At 44.2% G+C, this 21,285-nt stretch carries 14 protein-coding genes; 9 read left to right on the top strand and 5 right to left on the bottom strand.

Translation table 11 applies throughout. The annotated features are described in order from the left end of the window. The first annotated feature begins 20 nt into the window (after window positions 1–20). The 8 genes from J5X92_RS07965 to J5X92_RS08000 all read left to right on the top strand — a co-directional run bounded on the left by J5X92_RS07965 (window position 21) and on the right by J5X92_RS08000 (window position 12,081). The gene (locus tag J5X92_RS07965) at window positions 21–4,094 is read left to right on the top strand and encodes a hypothetical protein (RefSeq protein WP_208805324.1); all 4,074 of its coding nucleotides are present in this window, start codon (window positions 21–23) and stop codon (window positions 4,092–4,094) included. A 95-nt stretch (window positions 4,095–4,189) separates the two neighbouring features. After that, window positions 4,190–6,886 (top strand): TonB-dependent receptor, encoded by a 2,697-nt coding sequence (locus tag J5X92_RS07970; RefSeq protein ID WP_013785416.1) that lies wholly within the window; start codon window positions 4,190–4,192, stop codon window positions 6,884–6,886. A 155-nt stretch (window positions 6,887–7,041) separates the two neighbouring features. Then, a complete protein-coding gene (locus J5X92_RS07975) occupies window positions 7,042–7,800 on the top strand; it encodes a DUF3450 domain-containing protein (RefSeq protein WP_129736551.1) in 759 nt (252 codons plus the stop codon). 13 nt (window positions 7,801–7,813) lie between these two features. After that, window positions 7,814–9,181: a MotA/TolQ/ExbB proton channel family protein gene (locus J5X92_RS07980; RefSeq protein ID WP_208805326.1), complete on the top strand. Its 1,368-nt coding sequence runs from the start codon at window positions 7,814–7,816 to the stop codon at window positions 9,179–9,181. Window positions 9,182–9,183: 2 nt separating this feature from the next. Next, window positions 9,184–9,702 carry a MotA/TolQ/ExbB proton channel family protein gene (locus J5X92_RS07985; protein ID WP_013785413.1) on the top strand — a complete coding sequence of 173 codons (519 nt, stop codon included), beginning with the start codon at window positions 9,184–9,186 and terminating at the stop codon, window positions 9,700–9,702. Between the two features lie 29 nt (window positions 9,703–9,731). Continuing rightward, entirely contained in the window at window positions 9,732–10,139 is a 408-nt protein-coding gene (locus tag J5X92_RS07990; protein WP_013785412.1) for a biopolymer transporter ExbD, read from the top strand. A gap of 3 nt (window positions 10,140–10,142) precedes the next feature. Beyond that, window positions 10,143–10,751, top strand: a complete 609-nt coding sequence (locus J5X92_RS07995; protein ID WP_013785411.1) for an energy transducer TonB — start codon at window positions 10,143–10,145, stop codon at window positions 10,749–10,751. A gap of 4 nt (window positions 10,752–10,755) precedes the next feature. Next, window positions 10,756–12,081 carry a tetratricopeptide repeat protein gene (locus J5X92_RS08000; protein ID WP_208805328.1) on the top strand — a complete coding sequence of 442 codons (1,326 nt, stop codon included), beginning with the start codon at window positions 10,756–10,758 and terminating at the stop codon, window positions 12,079–12,081. A 118-nt stretch (window positions 12,082–12,199) separates the two neighbouring features. On the opposite strand, the gene J5X92_RS08005 is transcribed toward J5X92_RS08000, so the two are convergent. The 5 genes from J5X92_RS08005 to J5X92_RS08025 all read right to left on the bottom strand — a co-directional run bounded on the left by J5X92_RS08005 (window position 12,200) and on the right by J5X92_RS08025 (window position 19,777). Next, complete coding sequence (locus tag J5X92_RS08005; RefSeq protein WP_126872472.1) at window positions 12,200–12,781, bottom strand: acyloxyacyl hydrolase; 582 nt, start codon at window positions 12,779–12,781, stop codon at window positions 12,200–12,202. A 222-nt stretch (window positions 12,782–13,003) separates the two neighbouring features. Then, complete coding sequence (locus J5X92_RS08010; protein WP_208805330.1) at window positions 13,004–14,098, bottom strand: two-component system response regulator; 1,095 nt, start codon at window positions 14,096–14,098, stop codon at window positions 13,004–13,006. Next, window positions 14,091–17,402 carry an ATP-binding protein gene (locus J5X92_RS08015; protein WP_348272387.1) on the bottom strand — a complete coding sequence of 1,104 codons (3,312 nt, stop codon included), beginning with the start codon at window positions 17,400–17,402 and terminating at the stop codon, window positions 14,091–14,093. Before J5X92_RS08015 ends, J5X92_RS08010 begins: the two co-directional genes overlap by 8 nt. A gap of 139 nt (window positions 17,403–17,541) precedes the next feature. After that, window positions 17,542–19,110: an AMP-binding protein gene (locus tag J5X92_RS08020; protein ID WP_208805332.1), complete on the bottom strand. Its 1,569-nt coding sequence runs from the start codon at window positions 19,108–19,110 to the stop codon at window positions 17,542–17,544. A 196-nt stretch (window positions 19,111–19,306) separates the two neighbouring features. Next, entirely contained in the window at window positions 19,307–19,777 is a 471-nt protein-coding gene (locus J5X92_RS08025; RefSeq protein WP_208805334.1) for a hypothetical protein, read from the bottom strand. Window positions 19,778–19,865: 88 nt separating this feature from the next. Here J5X92_RS08025 and J5X92_RS08030 point away from each other — a divergent pair, with 88 nt between their 5' ends. Beyond that, window positions 19,866–21,092, top strand: coding sequence for a PQQ-dependent sugar dehydrogenase (locus tag J5X92_RS08030; protein WP_208805336.1), 1,227 nt, complete (start codon window positions 19,866–19,868; stop codon window positions 21,090–21,092). Window positions 21,093–21,285: the final 193 nt, after the last annotated feature.

Here is a 21,285-nt window from a genome sequence, read left to right on the forward strand (position 1 = left end):
AGATCTAACTGGAGAATTTAATGGAAATTCGTAATGTTTTTAAGATCAGTGCAATCACGACTGCACTTGTTCTTGCAGGTTGCGGTGGCGATATAAATATTAATGAAGGTGACGAAGTTGTTGCAACGCCAACGACTCCTACCACGCCGACTACCCCAACTACGCCAACTACCCCTGATGTTGATACGCCATTTTCATTAGGCTTGGCGACTGATGCATCAAGCGAATTCTCTACAATTACTGATAAGCCTGTTTATCGCTTAGATGACGATTTAGTGTTAACGCAAGACATGACGTTAACCAATGATGCGCACTGGATCATTAAGGGGCGTACAGCAGTTGGTAACGACAACGCCGATTCAACAGTACTTACCATTGAAGAAGGTACAACCGTTATCGGTGAAGACGGTGACGACTTCTTAGTAGTACGCCGTGGTTCACAAATTGAAGCGTCTGGTTCATCTTCAGCGCCAATTGTAATGACATCTATTCAAGACGTTACTGGTGAAGAAACATCAATTGGTCAATGGGGTGGTGTGGTATTACTAGGTAATGCACCCACTAACCTTTGTAACACAGGTGACGATGACCAAACGTCTGACGACGAACTAGCGTCTTGTGGTGTGTCTGCGGAAGGTGATGCTGGCTTGTACGGCGGAAACGACGCAGAAGATGATTCTGGTACACTAGAATATGTTGTTGTTAAGCATGCTGGTAAAGCCTTGGCGTCTGGTGATGAACTAAACGGTATTTCATTTGCTGGTATCGGTTCTGAAACAACAGTAAATCACATTCAAGTTCACCAAAATCTTGATGACGGTATCGAATTTTTCGGTGGTACGGTTAGCGTAAGCAATGTAGTGCTAACAGACATTGGTGACGATTCTCTAGATTGGTCTTTCGGTTGGACGGGAAGTGCAACTAACGTTTATATTCAGCAATCTGCAGACGGTGGTGACAACGCTATTGAAGCGGATAACAATGAAGATAACCCTTCATGGTTACCACTTACCAAGCCAACTGTTTCGAACGTAACCATTGTAAGCGCCGACGGTACTAACGGCGTTCGTTTACGTAACGGTACAGCAGGGGTGCTATCTAATGTAGTCGTTACCGGCTCTACATTAGCGGCTAACTGCCTGCGCGTAAATGGCGACGAGTCAATCGCGAATGCAGAGTCTGGTGAGCTTTCAATCACTAACTCGGTAGTTGCTTGTGAAACCCCCGCAAACAACTTTGGTTCAGATGAAATTAGTGGCGATTCTACGCAAGCGTGGTTCGAAGGCCAAACCGGCAATAGTGTACTAACACCTTCTGAACTTCTTTTTGAAGATAACGGGTATTTCCCTACGTCAGCTTCGCCTTTAGCAAACAGTGGAAACTACATTGGCGCATTTGACCCTGCTGGTGAAGACTGGACTACAGGCTGGACGGTTGGTGTAAACGGTGGATTCCCAACTGATATTCAGACTGCTTTCGAGCAAGGCCTTGCGACAGATGTATCAGCTAACTTCCCAGAATTAACTGACAAGCCAGTTTATGAACTTGCTGAAGATACAACACTAACCAGTGATGTAACATTAACTAACGATGCTTACTGGTTAATTAAAGGTCGCTTAGCTGTTGGTAACGACAACGCAGACAACGCGGTACTTTACATTGAACAAGGCACAACCGTTTTCGGTGAAGAAGGCGATGACTTCTTAGTAGTGCGTCGTGGCTCTCAAATTGAAGCTGCGGGTACGGCCAACGCGCCAATTACCTTTACGTCGGTTCAAGACCTAACAGGTCAAGAAACGTCTATTGGTCAATGGGGTGGTTTGGTACTTCTTGGTAATGCACCTACTAACTTATGTAACACGGGTGACGATTCAGATACCTCTGACGCTGAATTAGCAGCATGTGGTGTAGCAGCGGAAGGTGATGCAGGGCTTTACGGTGGTGCAGATGCTGAAGATAACTCAGGTACGCTTCGCTATATTGTTGTTAAGCATGCAGGTCGCGCATTAGCGGCAGGTGACGAGTTAAACGGAATTTCATTTGCAGGTATTGGTTCTGGTACTGAAGTTGAATTTATCCAAGTTCACCAAAATCTAGATGACGGAGTTGAATTCTTCGGTGGTACAGTAAGCGTTCGTAACATTGTGTTGACTGATATTGGCGATGATTCACTTGATTGGTCATTTGGTTGGACTGGTAACGCACAAAATGTTTATATCCAGCAATCGGCTGCGGGTGGCGATAACGCTATCGAAGCGGATAACAACGAAGATAACCCTGCGTGGTTGCCGCTTACTAGCCCAACTATCTCGAACGTAACTATTGTTGGTGCCGAGGGTACAAACGGTGTGCGTCTACGTAATGGTACCGCAGGTGCACTGCGTAACGTAGTGGTTACTGCGGGTGAAGGCTATTCAAATTGCCTACGTGTTAACGGTGCTGAATCTATCGCGAATGCAGAGTCTGGTGCGCTTTCAGTAGAAAACTCAATAGTTGCGTGTGAAACTGACGACAACTTCGGTTCTGATGAAATCGGCGGTGGTTCAACAGAAGCATGGTTTACTGGCCAAACTGGAAACAGTGTACAAACGGCTGACGCACTAATGCTTTCTACCGATGGCTTCACACCTCGCTCTGGTTCTCCATTGCTAGGCGCTGGTGTTGACATGTCTGCAGAAAGTGATTTCTTCACATCAACTGACTACATCGGTGCATTTGACGGCGAAAACAACTGGATGGACGGTTGGACTGTTGCTGTTAACGACTCAATTCCTTCTGATGTGACTAACGCATTTGAGCAAGGTTTGGCCACTGACGTTTCAGGCAGCTTTGCCGCGATTACTGACAAGCCAGTGTATCAGCTAGCCGCTGATACTATCTTTACCGCAGACGTTTCTTTAACCAACGATGCTCATTGGTTGATTAAAGGCCGCACTGCTGTAGGTAACGATAACGCTGATAGCGCTACGCTTTATATCCAACGCGGTACTACCGTATTTGGTGAAGATGGCGACGATTTCTTAGTAGTACGCCGCGGTTCGAAAATGGAAGCGTCTGGTACTGCAACATTGCCTATCACTTTCACCTCATCTGAAGATATGACGGGTGGCGAAACTACTATCGGTCAATGGGGTGGCCTAGTTATCTTAGGTAATGCACCTACTAACTTGTGTAACACAGGCGACGACGACGCAACCTCAGATGCGGAATTAGCATCATGTGGTGTATCTGCTGAAGGTGATGCTGGTCTATACGGCGGCGCTGATGCAGAAGATAGCTCTGGTACTTTCCGCTACGTTATTGTTAAGCATGCAGGTAAAGCACTTGCTGCTGGTGATGAACTAAACGGTATCTCATTCGCAGGTGTTGGCAGTGGTACAGAAGTAGACTTCATCCAAGTGCACGAAAACTTAGACGATGGTGTTGAGTTCTTCGGTGGCTCGGTAAACGTTAGTCACCTAGTTCTAACTGCCATTGGTGATGACTCACTAGATTGGTCTTTCGGTTGGACGGGTAAAGCACAGTACGTGCTTATCAAGCAGGGCCTTAATGGCGGCGACAATGCATTTGAAGCTGACAATAACGAAGATAACCCTACTTGGACACCACTAACAACGCCTACTGTTTCTAATGTAACCATTATTGGTTCTACAGATACCAACGGCGTACGTCTTCGTAACGGTACCGCAGGAACCATTAAGAACTTAGTAGTAACTGGCGGCGCTGACTACAGCAACTGCCTACGCGTTAACGGTGATGAATCAATTGCAAACGCAGCAGATGCTTCACTTACTGTTACTCACTCTACAGTGGCTTGTGAGTCTACCAGCGCATTTGGTTCTGACGTAATTGGTACGGCAACAACCCAAGAATGGTTTGAAGCACAAGACGGTAACACCGTTGTAGCAGACATTGACGCGCTAAGTTTCGATGATGCAACCGGTTATGTTCCAAGCAGTGATTCAGCGTTACTTGGTTCTGGTTTTGACGCGTCTACGCTAGATAGCTTCTTCGATAGCACAGATTATAAAGGTGCATTCGATGGCGAAGCTAACTGGACGCTAGGCTGGGTAACTGTAGGTCTTGAAGACTAATAAACTTTCATCATTCATTGAAGCTAAGGCGCTTGCGCGCCTTAGCTTTTGTGCTGAAAGGTCTTCCTAACCACAGTCCCATAGGAGTTTCCATAATGAAAAATAATCAATCGTCAATATTTAAGTTAGGTAGTCTGACGCTTGCCATTTCTACTATTCTAGGTTCAAGCTTATTGTCTACCACGGCAATGGCGCAACAATCAGAAGATGAAGTGATTGAAGAAGTTGTTGCTACAGGAACCCGATTAAAAGGGACAGCAACAGCGGTAATGCAAGAACGTCAAAACCAAGCGTTTGTTGCCGATATCATGGGTGCAGATCAAATTGCACGTACCGGTGATGGTGATGCTGCGGCGGCACTTCGCCGTGTAACTGGATTGACATTGGTAGATGGCAAGTTCATCTACGTTCGTGGTTTGGGTGAACGTTACTCAAGTACACAGTTAAATGGTATGACAGTACCTAGCCCTGATCCAACGCGTTCGGTGGTTCCGCTAGATTTATTCCCTTCAAGCATCATTGAAAGCTTGAACGTTCAAAAATCGTTTTCGCCCAATATGCCTGGTCATTTTGGTGGCGGTAACGTTAATATTCGCACTAAATCTATCCCTACTGAATTTGTTTTCAGTGTGTCCGGTGGAGCAGGTTGGAATTCAGAAAACAGTAACGATGGTTTTTTCTACGACGGTGGAAGCGACGATTGGACTGGACGAGATGATGGAACACGTGCCTTACCGTCTATCATAGCATCGAACCTAGCGGCTTCTGGTTCAGATGGGTTTGAAGGTGATTCTTCACGCACGTTAGCGCAAACACAAGAAATACTAAATTCGTTCAATTGGGATATTGGCCCTGAAAGTAAGTCTGCCGACCCAGACTTCAATTTTGGCGCAACCTTAGGTAATCGTTACACGTTTGACGATGACAGTGTATTGGGTTTTCTCGCGACGGTTTCTTACAGTAATGAATGGTCAATTACCGAAGAGCAATTGGGTAATGATATTGGTGGCGGACAAGATAATCCGCGCTTTACTAAATATCGTGACATGATTTCTACCGAGCAAAATGTTCGTTGGAGCGGCATGTTCAACGTGGGCTACGAGTTAAATAGCAACCACAAAATTGAACTTGTTAATATGATGCTGCATGACATGCGCGACCGCCTGCGCGATGGCGAATACTTCGACGACAGTGAAACAACGGTAGGCGTTGAAGAATTTAGCCGTATGGATATCATTTTCGAAGAGCGTGAAATGGTATCGTCACAGTTGAAAGGAACCCACAACTTCCTTGACATTGCTAACGGTGTATTCTTTGATTGGTATGCAGGTACAAGTCGTGCCTCACGTGAAGCGCCAGATATTATGGAAGTCACTTACCAGTTATTTTATGACGACGCAGGTGCGTTAGAGCTTGAACGTATTGATGATACTTCAGGGACTAACTTAAACCGTCAATATCAAAGCCTTCAAGATGAATCTGATACTTATGGTTTTAATGTCTCTACCCCCTTCTATGGAGACGGGTATGATATTGAAATTAAAGCGGGTTTCGACTATTACGAGAAAACTCGTGATGCCGTTAATATCGATTTAGCTATTCGTCATTTTGGTATCAATGATGAGTTTAAAGTGGGTAACCGTCTGTATGATATTTTCTCAGAAGAAAATATTAATAACCCAGACTTCTACGCAAGCTCAACCGGTAGCTCGTTATTCCAAGACAATACCGGTGAAGGTGATAAGTATTCTGCAGCAAGTAAATTGACTGCCGGTTACTTGATGGTAGATGCCTTTATCGATAAGAAATGGCGTCTAAGTGGTGGCGCACGTTGGGAAGAGTTCCAGCAAATTTCAGTCCCTTATGTTGAACACTCGAATGAGTTTGCAGCAGAGACAGATGAAATTGTTGATAGTATTTACAACGAAGATGACATCCTACCTTCATTCGCGTTGACGTATATCGCTAATGATGAAATGCAGTATCGTTTCAACATCAGCCAAACGTTAATTCGTCCTGATTTACGTGATATCAGCACCACATTCTTTATCGATCCGCTTACCGAATTCCTTGTTCGTGGCTCACCATCTTTGGTAGAAACAGAGCTAATGAACATAGACGTTCGCTGGGAATGGTATATGTCTCAGGGGAATAACGTATCTGTAGCTTTATTCTATAAAGACATGGAAAACCCTATCGAGATGGTTCAGTTCGATGGTGGTGAGGGTGTACCTCAGTTACTTACCGCTAACGGTGAAGAAGGTGAGTTGTACGGGCTTGAAGTCGAGTTTTTACACGACCTTAGCTTCGTCAGCGATTCAATGAGCAACTTCTTTATATCCGGTAACATGACTGTATCGGATTCAGAAGTGACTATTGGCAGCGGTGATCAAGACTCTTTGTTCTCACAGCAAGCTCGTGAAGCTTATGGCGGTACTATTACAGCGACTATTACTAATGACCAGCGTCGTTTAGTGGGCCATTCAGAGTGGGTTGCTAACCTTCAACTAGGTTGGGATTCAGACAATGGAGAGCACTCGGCTTCATTGGTGTATAACTCGTTTGGTGAACGTATTATTGCGCCAGGTGTTCGCGGATTTGAAGATGGTATTGAAAACCCTTTCCATTCTTTAGATTTTGTTTACACCTACTATCCAGATTTCAATACTACGATTAAGGTTAAGTTTCAAAATATCCTTAACGAGGATAAAGAAATTGAACAGGAAGGGCTACTGTTACGCCGTGAATCAGTCGGCACAGGCATTAGCGCTAGCGTGAAGTACGACTTCTAATTTAAAAAGCCCGGAATTATCCGGGCTTTTTATTGCACGATAGTCTACTGAATGTGACGGTTGTGTAATAAAACTGTCATGGAAAACTCCTATCCTACGCCCAGAATTTTATAGTCGGTAATCCCGATTTCTTTTAACTTTAAAGGTTTGAATGTATGAAGCTTATCAATTCTTTGCTTATTGCAGGCGCGCTTGTGGCGACACCTGTACTAGCACAAGACGATGAAGTACTAAATCCCGTTATCGATGAGGCGGCGAAAATTAATGAATCTGCTGCGAAGTCGCAGGAAAAAATCAACGGTATTACCGATCAGATTGACAGCAAACTTCAGCAATTCAAAACATTGATGAAAGAAATAGAAGGTTTGGATGTTTATAACACCCAACTTCGTAAGCAAATTAATAGCCAAGAACAAGAAATGGATGATTTGAACGCCGCTATTGATGAAGTATCGGTTGTTGAGCGTCAGATCACCCCGTTGATGATGCGCATGATTGACGGCATGGAGCAGTTCATTGCTCTAGACGTACCTTTCCTTCCTGAAGAACGTAAAAATCGCGTAATGGATTTGAAAGCCATGATGGACCGCGCAGATGTTGCCGCATCTGAAAAATTCCGTCGTGTAATGGAAGCGTACCAAGTTGAGATGGACTACGGCCGCACCATGGAAGCTTACAGTGGTTTGCATACTATTAATGGTCAAGAGCGTGACGTAGAGTTTTTACGCTTAGGTCGCACAGCGCTTATTTATCAAACTCGTGATGCTAGTTCACAAGGTGTTTGGAACAAGCAAACTCGCCAGTGGGAAGAGCTAGACAGTAGCTACCGCACACAAATTACCAAAGGTCTGCGCATGGCGAAGAAACAACTTGCCCCAGACTTATTAATGCTACCAGTGGCTATCACAGACTAAGAGGTTGATGAGAATGTTTAATTCAGTAAAACGTATCGCTTTTGGCCTAGTCGCCCTTAGCTTAAGCGCTGGTGCAGTAGCACAGAACGACCGCGCAATGGACCTTGATGCACTGCTTAAGCAGCTAGAAGAAGGTCAATTTGCCCAGTCTGAGCAAAACAAACAACGTGAGCGCGATTTCATCGCTCAACGTGCTGAGCAAGATCAAGTATTGCGTGACACCCGTGCTCGTCGTGACCAAATGCTAGCTCAATCAGAGCAGCTTGAAACGCAATTCGAAGAAAATGAATTCAAATTAGCTGACCTTAACGGCGCACTAGATACACGTTTAGGTTCATTAAAAGAATTGTTCGGTGTACTACAGCAAATTGCTGGCGATACAAAAAACAAATTCTATAACTCAGTAGTATCGGCGCAAATCTCAGGCCGTTCAGACTTCTTAGATAAGATGGCACAAGACATGGGCTCTAGCTCAAAGCTTGCCTCTATCGAAGAAATTGAGCGTGTATGGTTTGAAATGCAACGTGAAATGACTGAGTCAGGTAAAGTAACCAAATTCACTACTGACGTAGTTGAAGCGGGTGGCCAGAAAGTATCAAAAGAAGTGGTGCGCGTAGGACCTTTCGCATTAGTTGCTGACGGTAAATACCTTGAATACAACGGTGTGACTGGTACGGTTTCAGAACTTATCCGTCAGCCTGCTGACCGTTACAACAGTTCTGCTGCAGAGCTTCAAGAATCGACTAGCGGTGAACTTGTACAGTTTGGTATCGACCCAACCGGTGGTTCAATTCTAGGCTTGTTAGTTCAAGCGCCTAATCTGAAAGAGCGTGTAGAGCAAGGCGGCGTGGTTGGATACATCATCCTTATCGTTGGTGCGTTTGGTTTACTGCTAGCCATAGAGCGTTTGATTACCTTGTCGCTTATTCGCATGAAAGTGAACAAGCAACTTAAGAGCAAAGAAGTTAAAACTAACAACCCGCTAGGCCGTGTACTTAAAGTACGTGATGAGCATCCAAATGCTGATGTTGAAGCACTAGAGCTTCATCTTACCGAAGCGATTTTAGGTGAAGTACCTAAGTTAGGGCGTAACCTTACTATCATCAAGATTATCTCAGTAGTAGCACCGCTTATGGGTCTACTTGGTACGGTTACCGGTATGATTAATACTTTCCAGGCAATTACCTTGTTTGGTACAGGCGACCCGAAACTAATGGCTGGTGGTATTTCAACAGCACTAGTTACAACGGTTCTTGGCCTAGTAGTCGCGATTCCGATGACTTTGCTATACGCCATGCTTAATACACGTTCTAAGAACATCGTATACATTCTTCAAGAACAAGCGTCTGGCGTTATTGCAGAGCGCGCAGAGCGGAGCTAATCATGATCGAGTTTCTGGAGGCAATTCGCGATTTCACAGAAACAGGTGGCCAGGTTCTCCTGGTCATCGGTCTGCTGATATTCGTTATGTGGCTTTTGATCCTCGAGCGTGCCATGTATCTGATGATTTGGCATAAGCAAGCTAAGAAAGAAGCGGTGTCTATGTGGACTGCACGTAACGACCGCGCTTCTTGGATTGCACAGCAAGTTCGTCAGAAAACGATTTCACAGTTAACTATGCGTCTTAACGGTAGTATCCCGATTATTCAGTCTTTGGTTGCGCTTTGTCCGCTACTTGGCTTGATGGGAACGGTAACCGGTATGATTGAAGTGTTCGATGTGATGGCCATTGCTGGTTCGGGTAACGCCCGCTCTATGGCATCAGGCGTATCGAAAGCCACTATCCCCACTATGGCGGGCATGGTTGGTGCACTTTCAGGCGTATTTGCCTCTACATGGCTTAACCGTATGGTGAAATCTGAACGCACGCATCTTGAGGATGCATTGACTATTCAACGTTAATGCTACGGCATTAAGGTAAGGTAAAAATTATGAAGCAACATTTTCAAAACCTAGTTGATGAAGAAGAAGCAGCCATCGATATGACGCCCATGCTGGACGTTGTATTTATCATGTTGATTTTCTTTATCGTAACCGCATCCTTCGTAAAAGAAGCGGGTATTGATGTTAACCGTCCTGAAGCAGCCACTGCTGTTAAAAAAGACCGGGCTAACATTCTTATCGCTATCTCTGACAAAGGCGAAATTTGGATCAATAAGCGTCGTATAGATGAGCGTGCAGTACAGGCGAACATCGAGCGTCTTCACGCTGAAAACCCGCAGGGTACCGTTGTGATTCAAGCAGATAAAGAATCAACGACTGAAACCCTTATTAAAGTTATGGATGCCTCCCGTGCGGCAGGTGTTTTTGATGTTTCGATTGCAGCTCAAGAGCCATAAATCATGCCACGATATATAATCGCATTTGTTATATCCCTTGCGATCACGTTAGGCCTGTTCTTCTTGATGCAATCACTCATCAAGATGGGTGGCAGTGCGTTAACGGAACCGCCAAAGGGTAGTGTACTTGACTTTGTTAGGGTTAAGCAGGACGAACAGGTCGAGAAAAAAGATCGTAAGCCTAAGAAGCCGCCTAAGCCAGATCAGCCGCCACCGCAAATGGAACAACCTCAAATGGACTCACCTACTCCGGATGCGGAAGGGACGTCTATGGACTTTGGTGCAGATGTTGGTGATGATATTTCATTAGACGGAGGGTTAGCCCTTGAGTCTGGTGATGGCGAGTATTTACCTATTGTTAAGGTGGCGCCGGTTTATCCTCGTCGAGCTTTACAACGTGGTATTGAAGGCTTTGTTATTGTTGAATTTACGGTAACTAAGCAAGGCGCAGTACGAGATCCTATCGTGATAGAAGCCAACCCAGAAGGTATATTTGAACAAGCAGCAATGGATGCCGCAATGAAGTTTAAATATAAGCCGCGAGTGGTAAATGGCGAAGCCACGGAAGTGTCTGGTATTCAAAACCGTATTACCTTCCAGATAGACGGATAATGACATGAGAAAAAAACAAACGAATACATTGCTTAGTGCACTGGCGTTTGCAGTTGTTTGCGCAACTGTGTCTGTTCCTACTCTGTTGGTTGCCGGTGATGCAGTTGCTCAGGAACAAAAAGCCAGTGATAAGAAAACCCGTCGTGTGCCTACACTTCGTGGAAAGGTTTACGAGCAGTTAGCGCGAGCACAATCAGCCGCCGACGATGCGGGGAATGTAGAAGAAGCTATAGCTATTCTTAAAGAGGTGGAAGATAAATCTGACTCGATGAATAGCTACGAAAAAGCCATGATGTATAACTTTTTCGGCTTTATTTACTACAACGATGAAAATTACGACAAAGCGTTAGAGTCGTTTGAAAACGTGGTTAACCAGCAACCTATTCCTGAGAAGTTCGAAATGTCGACGCTTTTCAGCTTAGCGCAGTTGCATTTGATGCAAGGTAACTACGACAGAACGATTGAGTTTATCGAACGCTGGGAAGTATTAAACGACGGTGTTATACCACCTAAAAATAAGGTGTTAAAAGCGCAAGCCTACTATCAAAATAAGCAGTATCAAGAGTCTGCTGATTGGATAACACAGGCCATTGATGAACATGAAGCCGAGGGCATGTTACCCGATGAAGCATGGCTTATTCTTCAACGCGCGGTTTACTATGAACTAAAGCAACCTGAGAAAGTAAAAGATATTTTGATTAAGCTGGTAAAGCTGTACAGCGAACCGAAATATTGGATACAACTGGCTGGTATGTACGGTGAGTTAGGTGAAGAGCGTAAGCAGCTTGCGATTATGGAAACGGCTTACCAACAGGGTTTTGTAGAGTCTCCAGCGGATATCTTCAACATGGCGCAGCTTTATTACTATCACCGTGCTCCTTATAAAGGTGCATTGTTGATGGAACAAGCCATGAAAGAGGGCGTGCTGGAAGAAAACCTTCGAAATCTTAAGTTTTTAGGGCAAAGCTGGACGCTAGCCAAAGAGCAAGACAAAGCCATTCCGGTGATGATGCAAGCAGCAGAATTATCAGAAGATGGTGAGTTAGATGCTCAGTTAGCGCAAATCCTACTTAACGAACAACGCTGGGACGACGCTATTGCAGCGGCAGATCGCGCCGTTGAAAAAGGTGAGATGCGTAACCCAGGCTTGGTGTATTTGATTAAAGGCATGGCCCTTTATAATCAAAAGCAGTACGCACTGGCGCTTAACCAGCTTGCTGAAGCTGAAAAGCATCAGAAAAGCCAAGCTATGGCGCAGCAGTGGAAACAGTTTGTTCAATCTGAAAAGAGACAAGCTGAAATCATCGAAACTGAGTTTGGTAATAGTTAAACGCAACAGTTAGCACGTTTATACGTGGTAGTAGAAACGCCGCAGGCATCTAAACGAGCCTGCGGCGTTTTTGTTTGGGCCATCGTAATTAATGGCTTACTAGGCTGAGTCGTTACCCTTAAAGCCGCTGGCTAAAAGATAATGATACAAAATCTAATCCAGGGTTAGGCTTCTTAAAGCCGGCGTTGGAGTAATGAAAATAGCGCAATGACACGCGGTATTCTTGGTATTGTCCAAACGTCGTTGAAAATCCAATTCTATCTTCAAATTGATAATGGGTAGACACGTCTTTACCCGCAAATTGTGTATCGTCTAGCAACGACACCCCAATACCCAACTCTAAATCGATAGGTTTATCAAACACTGTGGTCAGTGGAAACCGTAAAATAGGTGAAAGGGCGAGTACGACATTTGAGTCGTACTGGTTATCGTCGCCATACTCCCAAAAGTTTGCGCTGGTTTCCATGGTTAAAGTCATAGGCCAACTTACGTTTAAAGGCTGGTCGATATTATATTGATAAGCTAATTTGATGCCATTTACAGCGCCTTCCCCGCGTATAAAGTCGATAGCATAGCCATGGGCGCTTTGTGTTTGTGTGGGCCATAGGCTAGTCGATTGGCTCTCGCTGCTACTAGCAGAAAGTGGGGTAAGTAATAGTGTGAGTAATGCCGTAAATGTAACGATGTGTGTGTTAGTCATAGTGTGTTCCTCCAACGCCCTATATGAGGGAGGAACATCGGTAACCCAATTCTAAAAAAAGACGTGTTTTATTCGATTAAATATGACAATTTTATTCTGATAATTTAGAGAAAAACGAACTAACAGATTAACGCTAAAACCCGTCGTTTCATCGTGGTTTTTTTCGCTATAAACTGCTTTCGCTGATTAGCGCCTTTCACAGAAGGCGCCAAGAATAAAGTTTCAGGGAAGAAAGGCTTCAATGGAGGGGAGTTCATTTCTAGCTTCAAGTTCATTCCAGTAAACTTTTGTTTTCAACACGTCTTCTTTGATAGACAAAAAAGTGGACACTAATTCCGGGTCGAAGTGCTTGCCCGATTCACTTTCAATGTAGGCAAATGCTTCTTCATCTGGCCACGCTTGTTTATAGGGCCGCTTCATGGTCAGGGCATCAAACACATCTGCAATTGCCACAATGCGTGCGCTTACTGGAATTTGTTCACGCTTTAATGAATTAGGGTAGCCACTGCCATCCCATTTTTCATGATGATAGCGCGCAATTTCTGCGGCCAAGCTAAACAAGGGCGAATTACTGCGAGTTAATATTTCATAGCCAATTGCCGCATGCGTGCGCATGACTTCCATTTCATCAAAGGTAAGTCGTCTAGGGGCTTTTAAAATATTATCAGGAATACCTATTTTTCCGGTATCGTGCATAGGCGCGGCTTGTGCCAGCAAAGAGGCTTCTTCAGGTGACCAACCATAGGCTAACGCTAAACACTGACAATAAGCGGCCATGCGCCAGATGTGATGGCCAGTGTCAGTATCGTTGTAATGTCCGGCTGCGGCCAACATGCTAATAGCACTTTGCTGACTACGAAGTAGTTCTTGAGTTCTGATTTTAACTTCTTGTTCAGTTACTCTCACTTGGTGTGCTAACGAGATGTGAGTTTTTACTCTAGCAAGCACCAAAGCCGGTGAGATAGGCTTAGTAATATAATCCACTGCACCTAATTCAAATCCTTTCTCTTCATCTTGACCTTGACCCAAAGCCGTTACAAATATGATAGGCACCTTAGCCAGTCTTGGGGCAAGCGCTGGGGAAGTTTTAATCTGTCTGCATACCTCATGGCCATCAATACCCGGCATCATGATATCGAGTAAAATAAGGTCTGGAGTGAACTGCTCTACGACTTTCAACGCAATATGCCCAGTGGGCGCTACTTTTACCTGGTAATAAGGCGACAAGATACCCTGCAATAAATCGATGTTTGCTGGCTCGTCGTCAACGACTAAAATGCTAAAGTCCGTTTTTCTCGATTTCTGGTTATCAGCCATTTAGCAATGTATCCCTCAGGCGTAAAAGTTCTTCAAGTGCTCGGCTGTAATCGTAAACACTAACAAGTTGCCTTGCATGGTTTAGTGCATGTGCCGATGCTGATGATGCATGTTTGTTGTAAAGCGTTGAAAGCAGAGATACTGCCTCGGCATCGTAAGACTCAAGGCTTGTGATCACCGCTGACAAATCTGAGATAGATAATACCTCTCCTGCTTCTTCATCATCATACTCTTTTGGCAATGAAAGCGTATGCGCAATAAGTCGAAGAGTGGCGTCTAAAGCGAATGAGATGTTCGATATTTTATGCGCATAATTAGTGTTGTCTTCAAGGCTGTTTGGTAGCCTTTCTAACGCAGTAACCAAAGTATCAGCCCCTATTTTTTTAGCATCGGCCAATAGCGAGTTAATAGCATCATGCTTCGCGTCATTCTCAATCATAATATTAATAAGCTGCGCGAGTAACTCTGCATTTTTGTAATTCGAGTAAAATTCAGCCAAGGAAATAAGGAAGGGATCGTCACTGTCATGCATGTTGTTTAAATTGACAGAAGTGTGAATATTGATGTCGATGACATGTAATATTTCAGCTGCGCTTGCGGGTTTTACCAAGTGGGCACACATACCAACGCTAGACGACTTTTGTTTGTTTTCGCTGCTACCATCAGCACTAAGTGCAATGATAGGGCAGTGCCAGCCATTTAAATTATTTAGTTCCTCAGCAACAGTGAATCCGCTCTTATTTGGAAGAATGCAATCGAGTAGTACCACGTCGAAGTCGTTACTATTTCCCAGTGCCAAAGCTTGCTCACCAGAGGTTGCTGTGGTCACACTCAAGCCTGCATCAAGTAAAATTTGCTGCGCTATTTCAAGACTTATACTGTCATCATCTACCAACAATGCGTGCTTTCCTGCTAGTCGTCGCTTGCGCCATATCTTGCTTTCTAGCCCATCAGTGAGGGTGGGTAACTTGGTATTTGAAGTAGGAACTAATTCCCGCAAGACGTCATTATCGGTAAAAGGTAGCTCTATAATATTAAGCGTGTTGAGTTTGACAGATTGTAATCGACGCTTAGCTTCTTCGGTGTCGATGGGGGTCACGATACACACTAGGTTTAGATTTTCATATTCACCAAGTTTTATATGGTTGACGAATTTTTGCCATTCTGCTGGCTTAGCGGGAAGCAACACCATTGCATCATGCCGCGTAACTGGGAACGCATCTGTATTTGGGTTAACAAAGCTGCAAGGTATGGAGAGTCGCGACAGTGTGTGTGCTAAAATATTGTTCGCTTCATCCATATCCTGACTTGTATTCACACACAGTAATGGGTGATTCCGTTTCGGTATGGGCACGGCTAACTTCACTTTTTCACGGCTAATTTCATTAACCGTCTCATGAACCAATTCCGGAAGTGCAAAACAAAATTGCGTTCCCCTACCAAGCTCACTGGTAAATTTAAGTTCACCATGCATCAGCTCAACTAAGCGCTTGCTAATGGCCAACCCTAACCCTGTACCGCCATATTCTCTTGAAATTGACGCATCTGCCTGCACGAAGGCTTTGAACAGTTTTTCTTTGTTGTCTTCATCAATCCCAATACCTGTATCGCTCACACAAAAAGAAAGCGCCTCTCCTTCTTGGCTAACGATTAATTTAACGAAGCCGTGACGAGTGAACTTGATTGCATTTCCCAATAAATTAACTAATACCTGATAAATCTTGTCGCTATCACCTTTACAGGTAACATCTGTGTCTAAGCGCATGTCGAATAGTAATTGTAAACGCTTCTGGCGCGCTTTATGTTGAAACACCTGCGCGAGCTTGTTCATCATATCGGCAAGGTTGAAATCAGCACGATGCAATTCAACTTGTTGGGCTTCAACTTTCGAAAAATCTAAAATGCCGTTTATTAGCGTAAGCAACGAGGTAGCGCTGCCTTTCACTTTGGTCATGTAACTTTGTTGCTGCGACTGATTATCGGTTTCAAGTGCTAAATGGGTTAAGCCAATAATGGCATTCATTGGAGTGCGAATTTCGTGGCTCATTGTCGCTAAAAAATCTCCCTTGGCCTTGTTAGCATTAGCGGCTTCTTTGTAAGCATGTTGTAGTTTACGCTCCAACTCTTTACGATCACTTATATCTCTGAACACACCAACATGGCCGTTGGGTTTGCCATGAATGTCTCCAAGGGGAACTGCAATAATTGAAATTGGAAAGATGCGTCCTCGCTTATCGGTAAAGAAGTCTTCATCAGAGCTATAGGTTTTTCCCTCACAAATAGCCTGATTTACAGGGCATTCATCTCGAGATAAGAGTGTGCCATCTTCTTTTTGATAATGAACCGCATTATGAAATCTATGACTTTGTAAATCCTCTAATTCCCACACTAATAAACGTGATGCTTCAGGATTAAGAAATTGAGTTTTGCCATTGGCGTCTACAGCATATACGCCTTCACCAATGCTATTAGTAATGCTTTGATAAAATTGCCTACCTGTCTCTAACCTTTTTTCTAACCTTTTTTGATTGGAAATATCTGTGCAGAGTACAACGAGGTTTTCAACACGGTCTTGATCATTTACATTGGGTACGATGGTACAAAATACAAACCAAGGGGTGCCGGATTTAGTGATACTTTGAAGCTCGCCGTGCCAAATTTCACCTTCAAATAAGGATTTCAGAATAGCGAGGCGTGTGGGTAAGGGGACATTTTTAACATTGAGCATATCCGCATTATTCCCGATAAGCTCGTCCCGAGTAAATTCAGATAACTGGCAGCACTTATCATTAGCACTTAAGATAGTGCCGTTTAAGTCGAGCGTGACCACTATGCTGTGCTGATCCATTGCTCGTCTCTGGATCAGCATGTCGTTTTCGTTGTGTTGTTGCTCAGTAATTAAGTCTAAGACCAAGGTGGACAGCGAGGTTAAGCTAGCAATATCGTTATCAATTTCAGGTCGCGCTTGCGCCGTTAATAATGTATTGACCGATTGAACAAGGTTATCTGTAATGGCTGCTAATTCTTGATGCGAGGTTTGCCCTTGTTCTAAAGGCTGTCTATCCATACTATTTTGACATGCGTACCCGCCGCTTTTTGTCTCGTCTTCGGCTTCAAGACCATGTTGGCGGTATGTATTGTCAATAGAGGCGAGCAGTGCACTAAGACCCGTGGTAAGGCGGGATGCATCATGGTTGTCTAATAAAGAGGTTTTATTAAGTATATCGTCTAACCAAAGTTCGCCTTCTTCGTTGTTTTCACAAGAAAAAGCAGCTTTGATTTGCTTGATTAAAAGGGAGTTCACAGCGTTGGGAGCAGACTTACGTTAGGCCTAATAGATTATGTATAGAATGAAAATGGTATTGCAGCAAACAAATCAGGTTATTCTTTGGTAGCAATAACCTGATTTTATTCATATTAACGGCAATTATCGCCAAGACAATTTAGACTGAACGAAGCTCTCTACGCAGAATTTTCCCAACGGTAGATTTAGGCAGCTCTTCTAAAACGGTAAGTTCCTTAGGGACTTTGTAATTGGTTAAGCTTTCTTTGCAAAACGCAATGATGTCATCGTTAGTAACTGGCTTGCTGACGGTGATGAACGCGCATACTCGCTCACCAGATTTTTCATCTGGTTTACCGACTACAGCGGCTTCCATAATATCTGGGTGGGCAGTGAGTACATCTTCTACTTCATTAGGGTACACATTGAAACCAGAAACAATAATCATGTCTTTCAAGCGATCGACAATTTTAAGTGCGCCAGATGCTACCCAAACGCCGATATCACCGGTTTTAAAGTAGCCATCTTTGGTCATGACTTTTGCTGTCTCATCGTCTCTGTTCCAATAGCCCAGCATCACTTGTGGTCCACGAACCGCAATTTGCCCTGACTCGCCTTCGCCTACTGGGTTATCGTAGCTATCTAGCAAAGCTACCTCAGTATCTTGCAGTGGTTTACCAACGGTACCAACTTCTTCTTCGCCAGGTAAGTTAAAAGAAACCACTGGCGCGGTTTCTGACAACCCGTAACCTTCAGTAATAGTATTGCCTGTTACTTGTTTCCATATAGATACTGCGCCTTGAGCGAGGGCTGTACCACCAGACATGGTTAAATGCAGTTTTGAAAAGTCGAGCTTGGCAAATTCTGGGTGACGACCCAAACCAACGAACAAAGTATTGATACCCGCAAACGCGGTAATTTTATGCGGCTTTAATGTTTGAATGAAACCGTCGATATCACGAGGATTCGGAATAAGCACGATATGGCTGCCCTTCGCGAATAGTGCCATCATACAAACAGTAAAGGCATAAATGTGATACAAAGGAAGGGGGCAAACAACCACCTCCTCACCTTCTTTGAAAAAGCCGCCTAGGTGATCGAGCATTTGAACGCTGTTGCTCATGACGTTTTTATGGCTAAGGGCTGCGCCTTTAGACACCCCTGTGGTGCCTCCCGTGTATTGCAACATAGCAAGGGATTCAAACTCTGTTTTAGGTCTGACTACGCCAGGCAAATCTGCACCAGCTTTAATCGCATCGGTTAATGACACTGTACCCGTTATAGCCGGAGCCGTAGCAGCATCTAATAATTCCGTTGCCGAAGTAGCAACAACGGTTTTAATTTGAGTGTCGCTTTTGATGGCATCAAACTTAGGCAGTAAATCACTTAAGATCACCAATGCTGTTGCGCCGCTATCAGTAAATTGGTGCTTCATTTCCCGCTCGGTATAAAGCGGGTTAGTGTTAACCACTACCAAGCCCGCGCGCAAGGCAGCATAAACGGCAATAGGGTTTTGAATGAGGTTAGGTAGCTGAATAGCAATTCTGTCGCCGGCTGCTAGTTTGGCTTCATGAGTGAAGTAGCGCGCTAAGGCTGCAGATTTTTCGTCTATTTCCTTGAAGGTTAGCGTTTGCCCTAGTGCGGTATACGCAGGCTTGTCAGCATGCTTAGTAAGAACGGCTTCAATATTGTCGGCCAGGCAAGTAACGTTTTCTGGGTACGTTAACATAATGCTTTATCCTGAATGAGAGGTTTCAATGAAAGATGACTATGCGGATACAGTAACAAATGTTCATTTTTATTTACATACCTATTACATTATAGCTAAATATTCACCTCAGTGATGATTGCTGACGACTTGAATAGATTTGAATAGGTTCAAAAAGGGGGGGAGCGTGGTGTTTGCGCTGGGGAGTGTGAAGCTATTAGCGCGTTGATAGCGGACGCGGCGTACTAGTTACTCGTAGTAAGCCATAAATAAAACCGCCTATTAAACCTGCGAAACATTGAAGTAAGAAACCATCGAACCCACGAGCACCTGCAATCAGTGTGACGTTAAGAATGGGCTGCATAGCAAGCAATGCAACGGCGATGCTACTTGCACCGGCTATGCTCGTTAATGCAATAACGCGAGGTTTTGTAACCTTCTGCTTCATGGCGTATTTACGAATAATAGTGACAACACTGAACGCAAGTAACAGTGCGATAGCGATAATAATGCCATAAGTGGGTAGCAAGCCTATTGCATCCTTCCATGCGGTAGATAGCCACTCAGAGGGGGTAATTACTACCCCAAGATTGGACAGTGCATCTAATACTTGGAATGTGTGTAAACTGCTAGCCAATAGAAAGGCTACTAACCACGCAGGAAGAAAACTTTTGATAAAAGACCACATAACCGCTCTTTTCGCTATTTTAAGGTGTTATAACATTCAAGTTACTATTGCATGCTAAGGTAGCGTAATAAATAGGGGGAAGGAAATTATGTTTATCCAAAGCGGGTTCGAAATGCCTGGTAGTATAAAAAACCAAGCAAAACGACCTACACGATATCTAACCTTGATGATGTTCACGTGCTTGAGCTTATTGTCGGTCAACGGTGTTTCAGCAGATACGTCGGGTAAAGGTGCTCTTGAAGTACAAACTTCGGATACAGCAATAACGAGGGTCATCGCCGATACTCTGCATTACCCGAAAGCCCTTCTGCAATTGCCCGATAGCAGTTGGTTAGTGGCCGAACGCGATGGCAGAATTGTCACCGTACCTTCTACAGAGGCTAGTTCAGATAAACCTTCTTTTTCCCAAGTGTTGCCACTTCCGCAGCTGTATCAAAAAGGGCAGGGCGGCCTGCTGCACATGGCACTTTCTCCCGACTTCAGCACCTCGAAAGTCATTCTCTTTTCGTACTCGAAGGGCACCGACGACGCTAATCGTTTGGCAGTGATGCGGGGCGTTTTGACTGATGATGGGCAAATTAAAGCACTAACACCAGTAATAGAAATAAAAGACAGCAAGGCTACGCCAGTGCATTTTGGTGGCAAGCTTGTAGCCATGGAAGATGGTACTTGGTTGGTAACCACAGGTGACGGTTTCGATTATCGGGAGCAGGGCCAAGTATTAAGTTCACAGTTAGGGAAAGTGCTTCGTTTTACTTTAGATGGAAAGCCCGTCTCAAATGTTCCGTTTAACAATGCACCGTTTGTTTACACCTTAGGGCACAGGAACCCACAAGGGTTAGTGAAATTGCAAAATGGTGATGTCTACTTGCATGAGCACGGCCCGGATGGCGGTGATGAGTTAAACAAGCTTACGCCTGGAATGAATTATGGTTGGCCGGTGGTTACGCTAGGTAAAGATTATTCGGGGGCAACCATTTCCCCGTTTAATCACTATGAGGGTATGGTGAATCCACTCGTAGATTGGACACCATCTATAGCGCCATCATCCATGGCGGTATACAACCACAATGCGTTCCCCACACTCACTAATCACTTGCTTGTTTCTGCCCTAAAAGCGAAGGCGCTTTACGCTGTAGATTTATCAAGTCAACCGTTTCAGTATCGAAAGGTATTTTCTTCTATAAATCAACGGGTTCGTGATGTTGCAGTAGGGCGCGATGGTGGTGTTTATGCGTTGACTGATGGAGAAAGTGCCGAGTTAATACAGTTACTGCCACCTGATTCTTTTGATGCTGTAACACGCCCAGACTAATCATATTCAATCCATGAGCTATTAAATATTGTAAATTTACAACATTATTGTTTATTATTTCATCTGGTTCGACCATAAATACGAGAAATACCTAAGATAAGTCATGCTTTGTATAGGTTGCTTTTATCATTGCCTCACAAAGCAATGTAAAATGAATGTCATGTGATATGGCTCTTCATAACTTAATGAAAAA

Origin of the sequence: Alteromonas sp. K632G (genome assembly GCF_017653625.1) — a bacterium.
GTDB classification, from domain to species: domain Bacteria; phylum Pseudomonadota; class Gammaproteobacteria; order Enterobacterales; family Alteromonadaceae; genus Alteromonas; species Alteromonas naphthalenivorans.

Bases quoted from the DNA above. Each gene is read 5' to 3' on its own strand.
- J5X92_RS08025 (WP_208805334.1), bottom strand. From the start codon at position 19,777: ATGTGGTCTTTTATCAAAAGTTTTCTTCCTGCGTGGTTAGTAGCCTTT.
- J5X92_RS07965 (WP_208805324.1), top strand. From the start codon at position 21: ATGGAAATTCGTAATGTTTTTAAGATCAGTGCAATCACGACTGCACTT.
- J5X92_RS08030 (WP_208805336.1), top strand. From the start codon at position 19,866: ATGTTTATCCAAAGCGGGTTCGAAATGCCTGGTAGTATAAAAAACCAA.
- J5X92_RS07980 (WP_208805326.1), top strand. From the start codon at position 7,814: ATGTTTAATTCAGTAAAACGTATCGCTTTTGGCCTAGTCGCCCTTAGC.
- J5X92_RS08010 (WP_208805330.1), bottom strand. From the start codon at position 14,098: ATGGCTGATAACCAGAAATCGAGAAAAACGGACTTTAGCATTTTAGTC.
- J5X92_RS07970 (WP_013785416.1), top strand. From the start codon at position 4,190: ATGAAAAATAATCAATCGTCAATATTTAAGTTAGGTAGTCTGACGCTT.
- J5X92_RS08000 (WP_208805328.1), top strand. From the start codon at position 10,756: ATGAGAAAAAAACAAACGAATACATTGCTTAGTGCACTGGCGTTTGCA.
- J5X92_RS08020 (WP_208805332.1), bottom strand. From the start codon at position 19,110: ATGTTAACGTACCCAGAAAACGTTACTTGCCTGGCCGACAATATTGAA.
- J5X92_RS07990 (WP_013785412.1), top strand. From the start codon at position 9,732: ATGAAGCAACATTTTCAAAACCTAGTTGATGAAGAAGAAGCAGCCATC.
- J5X92_RS07985 (WP_013785413.1), top strand. From the start codon at position 9,184: ATGATCGAGTTTCTGGAGGCAATTCGCGATTTCACAGAAACAGGTGGC.
- J5X92_RS07995 (WP_013785411.1), top strand. From the start codon at position 10,143: ATGCCACGATATATAATCGCATTTGTTATATCCCTTGCGATCACGTTA.
- J5X92_RS08005 (WP_126872472.1), bottom strand. From the start codon at position 12,781: ATGACTAACACACACATCGTTACATTTACGGCATTACTCACACTATTA.
- J5X92_RS07975 (WP_129736551.1), top strand. From the start codon at position 7,042: ATGAAGCTTATCAATTCTTTGCTTATTGCAGGCGCGCTTGTGGCGACA.